Annotated in this window: 11 protein-coding genes and 1 pseudogene; 8 read left to right on the top strand and 4 right to left on the bottom strand. The window is 37.0% G+C overall.

All coding sequences use genetic code 11. From position 1 onward, the window contains the following. Positions 1-42 precede the first annotated feature (42 nt). The 3 genes from lpxH (at position 43) to ACU5DF_RS09740 (ending at position 2,495) form a co-directional block, all read left to right on the top strand. The gene (gene lpxH, locus ACU5DF_RS09750) at positions 43-768 is read left to right on the top strand and encodes a UDP-2,3-diacylglucosamine diphosphatase (RefSeq protein ID WP_446712710.1); all 726 of its coding nucleotides are present in this window, start codon (positions 43-45) and stop codon (positions 766-768) included. Between the two features lie 115 nt (positions 769-883). Continuing rightward, positions 884-2,086, top strand: coding sequence for an EAL and HDOD domain-containing protein (locus ACU5DF_RS09745; protein WP_446712709.1), 1,203 nt, complete (start codon positions 884-886; stop codon positions 2,084-2,086). Positions 2,087-2,096: 10 nt separating this feature from the next. Beyond that, complete coding sequence (locus ACU5DF_RS09740; protein ID WP_045102386.1) at positions 2,097-2,495, top strand: YchJ family protein; 399 nt, start codon at positions 2,097-2,099, stop codon at positions 2,493-2,495. Between the two features lie 239 nt (positions 2,496-2,734). On the opposite strand, the pseudogene ACU5DF_RS09735 reads toward ACU5DF_RS09740, so the two are convergent. Then, positions 2,735-4,106 (bottom strand): annotated as a pseudogene (locus ACU5DF_RS09735) (sodium-dependent transporter). Positions 4,107-4,475: 369 nt separating this feature from the next. Here ACU5DF_RS09735 and cls point away from each other — a divergent pair. Further along, entirely contained in the window at positions 4,476-5,930 is a 1,455-nt protein-coding gene (cls, locus tag ACU5DF_RS09730) for a cardiolipin synthase (RefSeq protein ID WP_446712708.1), read from the top strand. A gap of 85 nt (positions 5,931-6,015) precedes the next feature. On the opposite strand, the gene folE is transcribed toward cls, so the two are convergent. Continuing rightward, a complete protein-coding gene (gene folE, locus ACU5DF_RS09725) occupies positions 6,016-6,669 on the bottom strand; it encodes a GTP cyclohydrolase I FolE (protein WP_446714220.1) in 654 nt (217 codons plus the stop codon). A gap of 153 nt (positions 6,670-6,822) precedes the next feature. Between folE and moeA the strand changes: the two genes are divergently transcribed. Together moeA and moeB are read left to right on the top strand one after the other, a co-directional pair. Further along, positions 6,823-8,067 (top strand): molybdopterin molybdotransferase MoeA, encoded by a 1,245-nt coding sequence (gene moeA / locus ACU5DF_RS09720; protein WP_446714219.1) that lies wholly within the window; start codon positions 6,823-6,825, stop codon positions 8,065-8,067. An 11-nt stretch (positions 8,068-8,078) separates the two neighbouring features. Continuing rightward, the gene (gene moeB, locus ACU5DF_RS09715; RefSeq protein WP_446712707.1) at positions 8,079-8,828 is read left to right on the top strand and encodes a molybdopterin-synthase adenylyltransferase MoeB; all 750 of its coding nucleotides are present in this window, start codon (positions 8,079-8,081) and stop codon (positions 8,826-8,828) included. Between the two features lie 45 nt (positions 8,829-8,873). Here moeB and ACU5DF_RS09710 read toward each other — a convergent pair whose 3' ends face one another. Both ACU5DF_RS09710 and ACU5DF_RS09705 read right to left on the bottom strand, forming a co-directional pair. Beyond that, on the bottom strand, positions 8,874-10,991 hold the full coding sequence (locus ACU5DF_RS09710) for a sensor domain-containing diguanylate cyclase (protein ID WP_446712706.1): 2,118 nt from the start codon (positions 10,989-10,991) through the stop codon (positions 8,874-8,876). A gap of 168 nt (positions 10,992-11,159) precedes the next feature. Next, on the bottom strand, positions 11,160-12,791 hold the full coding sequence (locus ACU5DF_RS09705) for a methyl-accepting chemotaxis protein (RefSeq protein ID WP_446712705.1): 1,632 nt from the start codon (positions 12,789-12,791) through the stop codon (positions 11,160-11,162). A 391-nt stretch (positions 12,792-13,182) separates the two neighbouring features. On the opposite strand from ACU5DF_RS09705, the gene ACU5DF_RS09700 reads away from it, so the two are divergent. Both ACU5DF_RS09700 and pstC read left to right on the top strand, forming a co-directional pair. Next, positions 13,183-14,004 (top strand): phosphate ABC transporter substrate-binding protein, encoded by an 822-nt coding sequence (locus ACU5DF_RS09700; protein WP_446712704.1) that lies wholly within the window; start codon positions 13,183-13,185, stop codon positions 14,002-14,004. Between the two features lie 75 nt (positions 14,005-14,079). Next, on the top strand, positions 14,080-15,006 hold the full coding sequence (pstC, locus tag ACU5DF_RS09695) for a phosphate ABC transporter permease subunit PstC (protein WP_446712703.1): 927 nt from the start codon (positions 14,080-14,082) through the stop codon (positions 15,004-15,006). Positions 15,007-15,010: the final 4 nt, after the last annotated feature.

Here is a 15,010-nt window from a genome sequence, read left to right as displayed (position 1 = left end):
AGAATAGAGCTAGCATTTTCATATTCTAACTAAAAGCATTCTATGACTACTTTATTTATCTCAGATCTTCATCTTTCCCCTCTTCGACCTGATATTACTGATTGCTTCTTAGATTTTATGACCACCGAAGCGGTTCACGCTGAAAAACTGTATGTCTTAGGCGATCTCTTTGAGTTTTGGATCGGCGATGATGATAATTCACCATTTAATATTCTTATTAAAAACGCGTTTAAAGCCCTAACTCAGCAAGGTGTTGAATGTTACTTCACTCAAGGTAATCGTGATTTCCTATTAAACAAACGTTTCTGTAAAGAAACAGGGGTTCAACTTCTCGATGATCACACTGTTATTAATATTGATGGCGAGTCTGTCTTAGTAATGCACGGTGATACCCTATGCATTGATGATATTAAATATCAAGAGTTTCGCGCTAAAGTACATCAACCATGGCTGCAATGGGTATTCAATCGCATTCCCCTATTTATACGCCAGCGCATAGTTAAAAATGTTCAAGATAAAATAAAAGCAAGGAAGCAACACAAAACATTGACTATAATGGATGTAACACAAAGTGAAGTAGAAAAAGTCATGTCAGAAAAGGGGGTAAAAAGATTAATCCACGGTCATACCCATCGCCCTGATGTTCATAGTTTTATTAATAATGATGAAAAAATGACTCGAATTGTACTTGGGGATTGGTACAAACAAGGCTCTATACTTGAATATAAGAACAATAAATACACACTTCACAATAAAAGCTTTAAATAAGTCACATTAACCTAAATCAGAGTGCTTTTACTTAGATGAGAAATATAGTTTTTTAACTATAAAACGTCTATCATAATAACAATTTCGATTCAATACGCTGTAGAGAATAGCTTTTATGTACTCATATGTTGCTCGTCAACCTATTTTAGACTTGAAAAAAAATACGATCGGTTACGAATTATTATTCCGTGATGGTCCAAAAAATACCTTTCCTGCAGTCGAAGCTGAAGAGGCAACAAGTCGATTATTATCAGACCATTTTCTCAGCTCTCAGTGTAATGCTACTAATGACAAGCTAGGCTTTGTTAATTTCCCACATCAAAGTTTAATAAACCTTGTTCCTACATTGTTTAATTCAAATAATTTAGTGGTTGAGATCCTAGAAGACTGCATACCAAATCAAGAATTACTCAATGCTGTAAAAATACTGTTTGAAAGGGGCTATAAACTAGCGCTTGATGACTTTGAGCCTAGTCCAGAATGGACACCATTTCTTCCTTATATCAATATTATTAAGTTTGATATTCGTGCTGTACCTATTTTAAAAGCAAAATTATTTATTCGACACTGTGAAAAATACAACATCTCCTTTTTAGCTGAAAAAGTAGAAACTCATGAAGAGTTCGAAGAAGCAAAAGCTGCTGGGTTCATTTACTTTCAAGGCTATTTTTTTAGTAAACCTGAGATGTTACAACAACGAGCTATTCAGCCAAATCAACTTTCAATAATGCAGCTGTACCAAGAGATCTCTGCTCCAACTGTTGATTTCAAAGCCGTTGAAAAATATTTAGTTCAAGATGTTTCTCTATCATATAAATTATTACGTTTTGTTAATTCGTCTTCAGTAATCGACAAGCCTATTAGCTCTTTTAAACAAGCTCTTGTTTATTTAGGGGAGACTAAATTACGCCAATTTATCTCTTTAGTGGCTGTTGCACACGCAACTCAACATAAGCCACAGTCGCTTTATACGTTATCGATTCATCGTGCTAAATTATGTGAATTAATCGTAACCAAAACTAATATAAATCTTGAACCAAGTCAGGCTTTTCTCGTCGGTCTATTTTCACTTTTAGAACCACTATTAGATCAACCGTTAAATAGTTTAATTCAACATTTACCTATTTCTACTGAAATAAAATTAGCCTTAACAGAGCGTAAAGGTGCTCTTGGTATGCTTATTCTAGCAATAGAAAGTTATGAAAAAGCGAACTGGACAACAGTATCTAAATGTTGTGCTGCTTTAAAAATTTCTGAATCAGAATTTACAACTTGCTATACAGAATCTGCCAAGTGGGTAGATGAGATGGAAGATTAGGTTATTATTGATGTCTAAAATTAATCATTGCCCTTGTGGCTCAAAAAAAAATTATTCCGTTTGCTGTGAACTAATCCATAATAAACACTCTCTTGCAGTGACTCCTGAGTTACTAATGCGCTCTCGTTATAGTGCTCATGTAAAAGGGTTAACTCAATATATTATTGATACTTATCACCCATCATGCAACGCTGAAGAATTTAAAGAAGGTATAGAAGATTCTATCGAACTTGATTGGCGAAAACTGAAGGTAGTATCCTCACATTTATCTGATAAAAGTGGTAACGAAGGCTTTGTATCATTCAAAGCCACCTATTCGGAAGATGGTCAATTGCACCAATTAAAAGAACTCTCTCGTTTTTTAAAAGAAAATGGCAAGTGGTATTACATTGATGGTGAAATTGAATAACTGAATTAGATTCCACATAATTAAAAACTAAAGCCTGATTATTTATCAGGCTTTTTTATGTTTATAGCTTCTATATTTATAGCCAGACAACTATTAATCACACATTACTTGAGTTGATATTATACCAATCACAGTAAGTGATCAGTTATTTACTACGATTGGTATTACCTAATTATAGACATAAAAAAACGAGAGCAATAAAGCTCTCGTTTTCATTTATCTACGTTCTGCTATCTAGATTAGAATTTCTTCGAGATTAGCGCTGAACCAGCAATAATAGCAACACCTAATAGCATGATTGGGCCTTTACCACTATCAAAGCCAGATGAAATACCCATGAAAGCTACGATTGCGATTGCTACAGGGATGATATACTTAACTAGAGTGTACCATAAACCGAACAGTGGGAATTTCACTTCGCCGCCATTGGTTATTTCATCCTCAAGATCTTCACGCTTCAATCTCCAACCAGCGAAGATACATACCAACATACCGCCAACTGCTAGGAATATCTTATCCGTTAACAAGTCAAAGATATCGAATGCACCAGTATCAAATAATGTTGGACCTAAGCCACCTAAAGATAATGAAGCAAACACACATAAAATTGCCATTACAAGGCTTGATGCAATAACCGCTTTAATGCGTGAGAAGCCTTTTTCATCAATCAAGTAAGAAACTACAACTTCTAAAAGAGATACTGAAGAGGTTAATGCAGCAACACTTAAACCAACAAAAAACATTAGAGCAAGCATAAGGCCTATTGCGCCACCCATTTCAGCAAACAGTTGAGGCACGACAACAAACACTAGACCCGGGCCAGCGGTTGGCTCCATACCAAAAGCAAACATTGCAGGGAACATTGCAATACCTGCAAGGATCGCCACACTTGTATCCATTGCTGTAACCATCGCAGTTGTTTGAACTAGGTTTTCTTTCTTTTTCAAATAAGAACCATAAGTCATCATACAACCCATACCAAGAGATAATGAGAAGAATGCTTGACCTAGCGCAGCTAGAATTACATTGCTATCAATTTTAGAAAAGTTCAGGGCTAAATAAAAACTCAAGACCTGCCATTGCTCCAGGTAACATAAGGCCTTTAACTGAAACGATAATTAAAATAACAAACAGTAAAGGCATTAAAACTTTACCTGCTTTTTCAATACCGCCAGAAATACCCTTCATTACGATAACGATATTAAGCAGAAGATAAGCACCCATCCACATTAACGGCTGAACTGGATCAGAGATAAAACTACCAAAGCTATCACCGATAGCAGAAGGAGTATCTAAAAGACCAGTTCCTACTTTACCAATATAAGCAAGAGCCCAACCACCAACAACTGGGTAGAAACCCATGATTAATAGGCCACTGACAACCCCGATAACCCCTGCAAATGTCCAACGGCGATCGGTAGATTTAAACGCGCCTACCGCAGATTTTTGCGTACGACGGCCGATAGCAAATTCAGTTAACATCACACTGAAGCCAATAAAAATCACAAAGAACAGGTAAATAGCAACAAATGCACCACCACCATTCTCACCAGCTGTATATGGAAATTTCCAAATATTGCCCAAACCAACAGCAGAACCTGCTGCTGCCATTACAAATCCTAATTTTGAACCCCAGGTATCACGGGGCTTAGTGGTATTACTCATCGACACAAATTCTCCAAATATTAATATTATTGTGTATGCACTGTTTTTGTATGAATGAGCATTAAAATGATGTACATAAATGTGTACACTTTAAAAGGAATAGGGTTAATACTCAATATTGCAATTAAAACAGTTTAAGAATAAAATTTAAACCCCGATAGTCATATTTTTTAACGTATAGCTCCCTTTTTTAACTTAACTGTTTACAAAGTAATCAATACCCTTTATTTTGTAAATCTTTCTCATCTTATCTACTCTTTTGAAGTAACTCCTGATTTAATAGAGATCCACTTAATAACCCTGTGATAAAGGTTAATGGATAAATTCTATCAAGCACTTACTATTATTGGTTTTGTCTTATATTGGCTTTTAGTTGCAGGGGTAACTATACGGGTTGTATTTAAACCAAGACCTGTTGGCGTGTCTTTAGCATGGTTAATGGTGATATATATTTTACCTTTTATTGGTGTTATCGCTTATTTTCTTATTGGCGAACTCAACTTAGGTCGCACTCGAGGTGAGCGTGCTAAAGCAATGTTTACCCCTTATGAACATTGGTTTGCTCAAGTTCATCATTGCCAATCCCATCAACCTAATTATATATCTCACCGTATATCAGCTATTCATAATTTATGCTCTAACCGGCTTGGTATTCCAGCTCTTAGTGGAGACTCCCTCTCCTTACTTAATACCCCTTCCGAAATTTTAACTTCTATGATTCGAGATATAGAGAAAGCAAAACATGAAGTTAATATGGAATTTTACATTTGGCACCATGGTGGTCTAGCTGACAGTGTTGCGAGTGCATTAATTGGAGCAGCAAAGAGAGGTGTTACTGTTAATATTCTTTTAGACTCAGCTGGTAGTATTGATTTCTTTAAAAGCCACTGGCCTAAATTACTCAGAAAATCAGGGATCAATATAGTAGAAGCGCTTAGTGTTAGCCCGTTCCGTATGTTTTTTAGACGACTGGATTTGCGACTTCATCGTAAAATCGTCGTTATTGACAACCATATTGCTTATACCGGTTCAATGAATCTTGTTGACCCACAATATTTCAAACAGAATTCAGGTGTTGGTCAATGGATTGATGTGATGATTAGGATCATAGGTCCGAATGTCGCGATCTTAAATACGATTCATGCATGGGATTGGGAAGTTGAAACTGGCGTACGAGAATTACCTAATATTCCTCAGTACCCTATTTCAATTGATGCTTTCAATCATACGACCCAAGTAGTTCCATCTGGTCCTGGTATGCCTGATGATATTATTCAGCAAGTCTTAATTACGGCAATTAATCAGGCAAGAAAATCAATTACCATCACTACGCCTTATTTTGTACCAAGTGAAATACTTTTGCATACGTTACGAACCACTGCTCACCGCGGTATTGAAGTTAAACTCATTTTACCAAAAAAGAATGATTCCTTAATGGTTAGCTGGGCCTCAAAATCTTTCTTTGAGACTCTATTAAAAGCAGGTGTTCATATTTATGAATTCAATGGTGGCCTACTACATACAAAATCGGTAGTGATTGATGATAGCTATTGTATTATCGGTACGGTTAATTTAGATATGCGTAGCTTTTGGTTAAATTTTGAAGTCAGTTTAATCGTTGATGATCCTGAATTTACTAAACAATTATCATGGGTATTAAACGGCTATCTAGAACAATCGACCCCTATTGAATTCGCAGTATGGCAACAGCGCAACTTGTCTCATCGCTTTACTGAACGCTTCTTCTCTATGTTCAGTCCCCTACTGTAAAAATTAAACGATAAAAAAACCCGTTATTTATCAATTAAATAACGGGCTTTTTACTGTCTTTTTGTTATTTTTACATAGCTAATATCTAGCGGATACCGCTTAAAAACTCATGTCTTGTTGCTGGATTTCTTTTAAAAATCCCACCAAGTGCGGTTGTTGTCGTGCTGCTTGTTGCATCCATAACACCGCGAGATTTCACACAATAATGCGTAGCTTCCATTGTAATCGCCACATCATCACTGCCAAGTAAGGTCTGTAATGCCACTAAAATTTGTTGTGTCATACGCTCTTGAACTTGTGGGCGCTGTGCAAAGAAACGAACAATACGATTAATTTTTGATAAACCAATGATCTTTTCACGAGGAATGTAAGCAACTGTTGCTTTGCCATCAATAGTGACTAGGTGGTGCTCACACGTACTGGTTAACGTAATATCGTTCACTCGTACCATTTCATCACAGTTCATTTTATTATCAATTACAGTGATTTTTGGAAAGTTTGCATAATCCAAACCAGAAAAAATCTCATCAACGTACATTTTCGCAATTCGATGAGGTGTTTCTTCTAAACTATCATCAGTAAGATCGAGGCTTAATAACGTTAAGATTTCACGCATGTGTTCTTCTATACGTTCTTTTTTCTCTTCGCGACTAATTCCATTTTCTTTCATTGGCGTCTCAAGACCACGCGCAACGAGAGCGTCACGTACTAATATGGCTGATTCACTGAGTGATGACATCATATACTCCAAATTCCATAATCAATTGAACTTCACTAAGGATACCCGCTCTGTGACAGAAATACACCTTGATTTTACTAGGTCTATTAGATGTTATTAGGCAAAATATGGTAATGTTCTGTCATTATTACTATTAATCTAGAGAGTACCATGATGGATTGCTGCGCAACTCAAGGTTTGATCCCAGTAGAAACCGCTTTAGAGACCCTTTTATCTCAAGTTTCTCCTATTTCATCAACACGCACATTAGCATTAGCTGATGCAATTGGCTTTGTATTGGCTGAAGATATTTGTTCACCAATCAACGTTCCGCCATTTGCCAACTCAGCAATGGATGGTTATGCCGTTCGTATCTCTGATTTAGAGCACTCTTTAACACTTCCTCTTGCCGGTAAGTCTTTTGCAGGCACTCCTTTTGAAGGTCAATGGCCAGAGCAAACAACTATTCGTATCATGACAGGCGCAAAAATCCCTGAGGGTTGCGATGCCGTTATCATGCAAGAACTGACTTCTGATTCAGAAGGTAACATTACCTTTGATCTTGCTTTAGCTGATGTTAAACCACAGACCAACATTCGCCCAATTAGTGATGATGTTGCTCAAGGTCAAACGGTATTAGCAAAAGGTCACCGTTTAACTCCGCGTGATATACCATTAATTGCCTCGCTGGGTATTAATGATATTCCGGTAGTGAATAAACCAAAAGTGGCTTTCTTCTCGACAGGTGATGAGCTAAAACCTCTCGGTCAGCCGCTAGAAGATGGGCAGATCTATGACAGTAATCGCTATGGTATTAAAGTATTAATCGAGCGCTTTGGCTGTGAAGCCATTGATTTAGGTATCATTCCTGATTGCCCTGAGACACTAAAAGAAGTGTTCTTAAAAGCAGATAAAGAAGCGGATGTGGTTGTTACTTCGGGTGGCGTAAGCGTCGGTGAAGCCGATTATACAAAAGATATTCTAGATGAACTTGGGCAAATTGGCTTTTGGAAGCTAGCAATAAAACCAGGCAAACCTTTTGCATTTGGTAATTTACCAGACTCTTATTTCTGCGGTTTACCGGGTAACCCTGTTTCTGCCATGCTAACCATGTACGTATTAGTACAACCAATGTTAGCGAAATTAGCAGGTCACACACAATGGGAAGCGCCAAAAGCTATTCCTGCTGTAGCTACAACACTATTTAAAAAACGCCCAGGTCGTACTGATTACCAACGTGGCATTTACTCAATCAACGCTCAAGGTCAGTTTGAAGTTGCTACCACTGGCAACCAAGGTTCAGGTGCGTTTAGTTCAATGAGTATTGCTAACTGCTTTGTTGTTTTAGAGCGTGAACGTGGCCGTGTTGAAGCTGGTGAAATGGTTAATATTGAATTGTTTAACTCTTCTTTATATTAAGAGCGCTTTTAATGTCTGAATTAACTGATCAAGAAATGCTGCGTTATAACCGTCAAATTATTTTACGAAACTTTGATTTTGAAGGTCAAGAACGCTTAAAAGAGAGTTCAATACTTATTATTGGTGCAGGAGGCTTAGGCTGTGCGTCAAGCCAATACCTAGCGGCAGCAGGTATCGGGAAGATCACACTTGTCGATGACGATAGCGTTGAGCTCTCTAACTTGCAACGTCAAGTGCTGCATTGTGATGAAACGATTGGTGAGAAAAAAGTTATTTCTGCCAAAATTGCATTAAATCGCATCAACCCTCATTGTCAGATTGATACGCTTGATAAGCGCTTATCTGATGATGAATTACGTTCACTTATTGCAAGTCATGATCTGGTTTTAGATGGTACAGACAACGTAGATACTCGTAATCAACTTAATCGTTTATGCTTTGAATCCAAAACACCACTTGTATCAGGTGCTGCGATTCGAATGGAAGGCCAAGTAAGCGTTTATACTTATCAAGATAACGAGCCTTGCTATCAATGCCTAAGCAGTTTATTTGGTCAACAAGCACTGACCTGTGTAGAAGCGGGAGTGATGTCTCCTGTTGTTGGGATCATTGGTGCTACGCAAGCGCTAGAAGCTATTAAAGTATTAGCGAATTATGGTCAGCCATTAATCAGTAAATTACTTATGCTAGACGCACTTTCTATGAGTTGGCGTGAAATGAAGTTAATGAAGCAAACGAGCTGTTCAGTCTGTAGCAAATAGAGCCTCTCCTTACTAAGGTTACTTATAATACGTTTGTAAGTAACCTTAACTAATTACTCTGCAACACACTGTATTTCTTGTTTCTTTTGCTTTATACAGTTGAACATCAGCTTGATGGTATATTTCATCAATATTTTCAATCGCTTTATCTGTAATAATGCCACCAATAGATATAGTTAAACGTGGAGAAACTGAACTTAAGTTATGCTCGATATTTTTTTCCTCCAATCTATCTTGAATTGAAAAACTCAAAGCTTCAATCTCTTCTAATGTTTGATTCGGCAAACAAACTGCAAATTCTTCCCCACCAATCCGACAAAATGAAGTCACTGCGATCTCATTCATCGTATTATGTAATATTCGAGACACTTTTAATAAAGCCTTATCACCTTGTAAATGGCCATAGCTATTATTATATAAACCAAAAAAATCGATATCGATTAAAAGTACAGCCATGTTAGTAATATGACTATCAGACAGTGCTTGCTTAAAGTATTTTTCAAACTGACGTCGATTACCTAACTTAGTCAGAGGGTCTTGTAGCGATAAAATTTCTAATTTCTTATTCACATTTTCAAGCTCATTTGTCCTTTCTCGTATTTTCAATTCAAGCTCTCTATTTAACTGAGCCAATTTATCCATTGCTTGTGTACGCTGTAAAACTTCACTTAATGTTGATATAAATAAATTAATAATTTCTTGCTCTTCTGTACTCAATGACTTTTTCGTTAAAAAATTATCGAGTACAACAAACGCAAAAGGCTTTTTATCCGTTGTTTGTATAAGAGCTATACCTTTAGCTCCAAAACCAATCACTTCAAGATCATGGAATATGGGTGACGAATCTGTATAGATTAATGTTTCTGGTTGCTCAATAGCTTCTTGAACTACATCTAAATTCTCACTATAAAAATAAGATTCATTAACAACATTGCCTTGCTGATCAGTTCCCCATGTTCCTTTTAAACTGGTGCAATTTTCATTAGTTAATAGAATACCCAAGCGATCAACCCCAAGGTATTTAATTGCAAAAGAAACAGCACAATAGCAAACATCATTTAATGATTGGCACCGAGAAAACTCAACCAAACTCATGTTCAATAGCTTAATTGATTGTTCTCGACGTTTTCTAATATAGATTTGAGAAAGAAGAGCAGCAAAAGACTTCAACATTTCTTGCTGATAAATCGTCATGGGTTCACGATGAATAAAATTATCTAATGCTATCCAGCCAACAGGGGAATTTTCATCACGTAAAATCAACATAGCATTCCATCCTTCACCAACGACTTCTCCAGCGGTATATAAAGGAGCAGGATCAACGACAACTAATGTTTTATTACTATTATAAAGAGCTTCAATATATGATGGTTCCAATTGATGTAAGTCATATATTTTATGATGTTCACTTATTGTATTACCGCTCTCATCTGTTCCGTAAGTACTACTAAATGATCGCTGTTTGTAATCAAGCAGCATAAATACACTGCGATCGAAACCCATATCATCACGAACAGCTTCAACTGCTGCTTGAAATAACGAATCTAACGTTTCTGGTTTGGATAATTTGATGGATACATGTTGTACTAGCTTCATTTTTTCTAAAAAAAGATCACGCTCTTTTATCTCATCTAAATATTTTGCAGCTTTAATATCTCTTAATCGAATTTCATTACTGGCATTCTTCTCTGCTCTAATGCATTGCCATTGAGAAGCGGCAATATATAGAAAATCTAGTTTCGTGCTTTTATTGGATTCTATTAAAGGGCAATGAATACTTTGAACAATTAAATAAGTACGAGAAAAAGTATGGCTATCAAGAACAAAAAGGAAAGTTTCATTAGGTAAAATCTGCTGATAATCCCACCCTATCGTATTATTTGAAATAGATACCAAGCCATCACTAGTACTAAATTGTGCAGCCCAAAGCCAAAAAGCCTCAGGAATCTTCTCTATTTGGATCTTATCACCATAAACATAATCTTCATGGCATTCATACATTTGGCTTTCGAAAGAAATAACCGAAGCAGATGTTGCATCAAATGCTGTAGAAAAGTACCAAAAAACAATATCAGAAATAAGTCGCTGATCATGACATTGAATCAACTTCTGCTCTAATGTTTGTTTGGTGTTTTCTTTAAATAACTCTATATTTGGGATCATAGCAATTTATCAGCACTCAATTCGGAATATTAAGTAATGATGCATAAAATTTATTCATTTAGCTAACGAACACGATTGCTATAAAGATAATTTGCGAAGCAGTTCAAATAAAAAATGCCTGTAAATAAATCGATTATTCACAGGCATTTTATCAATAAGACAATACTACTATAATGAGAAATATGTCAGTTGTTGTTTCTGTTTTTCGGCTAATTGAGATAACTCGTGGCTTGCCGCTGCACTTTGTGTAATACCCGTTACATTCTGATTTACAATCTCATGAATGGTCGTAATATTACGGTTAATGTCATTCGTTACCTGAGTTTGCTCTGCAGCAGCATTTGCTACGTGAGTGTTCAGGGAAGTAATGTCATTAACAGATTCTGTAATTCCCATTAGAGCATCATTTACCTGATGCGCTAGTTTTTGATCTTCCGCTAATACATCAAGGCTTGATTGCATACCATCATTTGCTTTCGATGATTGTGTTTGCAGCTCTTCAATAATCGCTTGAATTTCTTGTGTTGACTCTTGAGTACGCGCCGCAAGTAAACGAACCTCATCAGCAACCACGGCAAAGCCACGCCCAGTTTCACCAGCACGTGCCGCTTCAATCGCTGCATTCAAGGCTAATAAATTGGTTTGCTCTGAAATACCTTGGATAACTTCTATCACATTACCAATTTTCTCTGATTGGTCTTTTAAATTATTCACTACATTAGCTGCAGAGGTAATTTGCTCAGCCATCTTAGAGCTAGCTGCTGCACTCTCTTGGTATAACTTAAGTCCATGAGCTGCCATCTCACTGGCTTGATGCGCTGTCGTATCTGCACTTAATGCACTACTATTTACGTTTTCAGCAGTACTTGATAACTCATTAACTGCTGACGCAACTTGTTCAATCTCTTGCTTTTCTTGATCTGAGTTTACTTGAGCTTGTGTCATTACCGTAGCAAGTTCTGTAGATGCTGAAGCAACATCTTCTGAAATTCGAACCATTGAATCAACGGTAGTACGTAATTGGCTCACTGTAGAGTTAATATCACGACTCAACGCAGTAATTTCATTATCGCCCTCTTCTTCAATCGTTACATTCAAATCACCTTTTGCAATGCGTTGCATCACTTTTTGAATCATACTGATAGGAGCAACAATTAATGTAGCTAGCCAATATGCACAAACAAGAGAGGCAAAAATGGCAACAAAAATGGCAACCGTCCCTTTATTTAGCACACTATCATGTGAATCTTCTGCTTTTTCAACTTTAGCTTCAGATAATATATTCAATTTTTTAGAAAGGCCTTCAATAGATTTAACCATTGCAGCCCCTGAACGTCGGTATTCAGCACGGGCTAGATTATATTCACTTACATTATAGTCACCTGAATGCTTTTCTTTTAACAACGGCATCATTGGTGATTTACTGTATTGAATGTAATAAGTCATTGCTGATTTTAGTGCTGAAATCTCATTAGCTAAACCATCAATTTCTTTTAACTTATTCATAGATGACATATTTTTTGAGAACCCTTTATCAAGGTTACTCGCTAATACTTTCAATTCTTCTGGATCATATAAACTATATACAGCACTAATTCGCATCGCATAAGTATTATTAATGATTGCAGCTAACTCATCTTTTTGATGGCTTAATTCGTTTGCAGCAGAAGCAACATCTTCCATTGATTGATCAAGATCAGATCGCCCAACAAGTAACCCTGCAGTCATAACAACAGAAATAAGCAGAACAGGTATTAATACTTGAATTTTAATTGAAAAACCATTAATCAATTTACGCATGATAGAACCTCATAAAACTAAACTCTCCCAAAAATGAAAACAATTCTCATTATTACTGATTTATTCATCAATTAATATAATCTCTATACATATATATAACCGTAAAGTGTTCACTCATCTATACAGAATACACATGCGTTATTACAAACCGTTCACCAATCTATACAGAATGTATAATATCTGACAAAACAACCATGGAATGGCAATCTATTGTATAAACCACCGCCCCCTATAATAGACTTAGCAATCATACAGTATGCCGACCCCTTAGCTGTAGTATTTTGCTTTTGTCATAGATACTTAAACAAACTGAAATATAACTGTCATATAAATTTTCTAAAGTGGCCTCGTCAACTTAATCCGGCACGTATGCCTCATAAAGGAAATGAAAATGAAAAAGTCAGTTATCGGCGCACTAGCAATTCTGAGTTCAGTAGTAGCATTACCAACATCAGCGAAAGAAACTATTTCTGCCGTTGGTTCAAGCAGCGTGACCCCTCTTATGGAAGTGTTTTCTGAAACTTATATGAAAGAGCACTCAAACGTATTTATCGAAGTTCAGGGGCCTGGCTCTTCAGCTGGTGTTAAAGCTGCAAAAAATGGCTCTGCTGATTTAGGTATGTCATCACGTAATCTGAAATCATCAGAAAAAGAATCATCATTAAAAGAATTGGTTATTGCTCGTGACGGCATCGCAATTGTGGTGAACCCAAATAACAAACTTCAAGGCTTAACCGCTGAGCAAGTAACAGCGATCTATAAAGGCGAAGTGAAAAACTGGAAAGACGTTGGTGGTGCAGACAAACCAATCGTTGCTATCACTCGTGATACTGCGTCAGGTACACGTGGTGCATTTGAAGACATTATGAAACTTAAGAAAAAAATCTCTGGCATCAAAGTTTCAGCTATCTCACAACGCGCACAAGTTGCTAACGGTAACGGCGCACTGAAAACAATGGTTGCAAGTAACCCATATGCTATTGGTTACATCTCGCTAGGTACAGTAGATAACTCTGTAAACGCGCTAGATATCAATGGAACACCAGCAACGGTAGCTAACGTTAAAAATGGTTCTTACAAAGTAGCTCGTCCATTCCTTGTTCTTTACAAAGAAGGCAAGCCATCTGCTGAGGCTGAAAAATTCCTAAATTGGATGACAACAACAACAGCACAAAACCTTGTAGAGAAGAAAGGCTACATTTCAGTTAACTAATTATTACCCTTTTACCTGACCTGCAAAGGTCAGGTATTTTTCCATTTCGAATTTTTCGACATGTGAGTATTTATTATGACCATCGCAATGAATAATCAACAAACTCTAAATGAACAAAAAGGCTCACACAGCCCGCTTAGAAAAAAGAAACAAATAGACTGGAGAGAACGTATTTTCCACGCTTTATTTCTAAGCTGTGCGGTTATTGGTACTGTTTCTTTAGCTACCATTGCCTACTTTATCATTAAAGAAAGTATTCCTGCATTTCAACAAGCTGGTGTAAGTGGCATTGTCTTAGGGCAAGATTGGTTACCACCTGCATTATATGGTGTTTTCACCATGATTGTAGCGTCAGTAGTTTCGACTTTTGGCGCAGTATTGGTAGGTGTTCCTGTTGGGATATTAACCGCAATTTTTATCGCTGAAATCGCACCAAAACGCGTTGCTGATATTATTCGTCCAGCAGTTGAGCTACTTGCTGGTATCCCATCTGTTGTTTATGGCTTCTTTGGTCTTGTCATTATCGTTCCATTAATCCAAGACGTATTTCAAGTGCCTGCAGGCAACACAATACTTGCTGGTATTATCGTATTAGGCATCATGATTTTACCTACTGTAATCACAGTATCAGAAACATCGATTAGAGCGGTTCCCGCGACGTACAAAGAAGGTTCATTAGCTCTTGGTGCTTCAAAAATATTCACTATTTTCCGCATCCTTCTTCCTGCTGCTCGTTCAGGTATTATGACTGGCGTTATTCTTGGTATCGCTCGTGCTCTTGGTGAAACCATGGCAATTATCATGGTGATGGGTAATGCTCCAGCAATGCCTGAAGGTATCTTAGACTCAGCTCGAACACTAACCGCAAACATCGCGATTGAAATGTCTTATGCAAGTGGCATTCACGCAAGCGCATTGTATGCAACCGGTGTTGTGCTTCTTGTATTTATCATGTCTCTAAATGGCATTCTTCTTTATCTAAATCGTGAAACAGCGAGATAAGACA

The sequence above is a fragment of the Aliivibrio wodanis genome, assembly GCF_052920805.1.
Note: the sequence above shows the minus strand (reverse complement) of the source record. Positions and strands in the feature narration are given on the sequence as shown.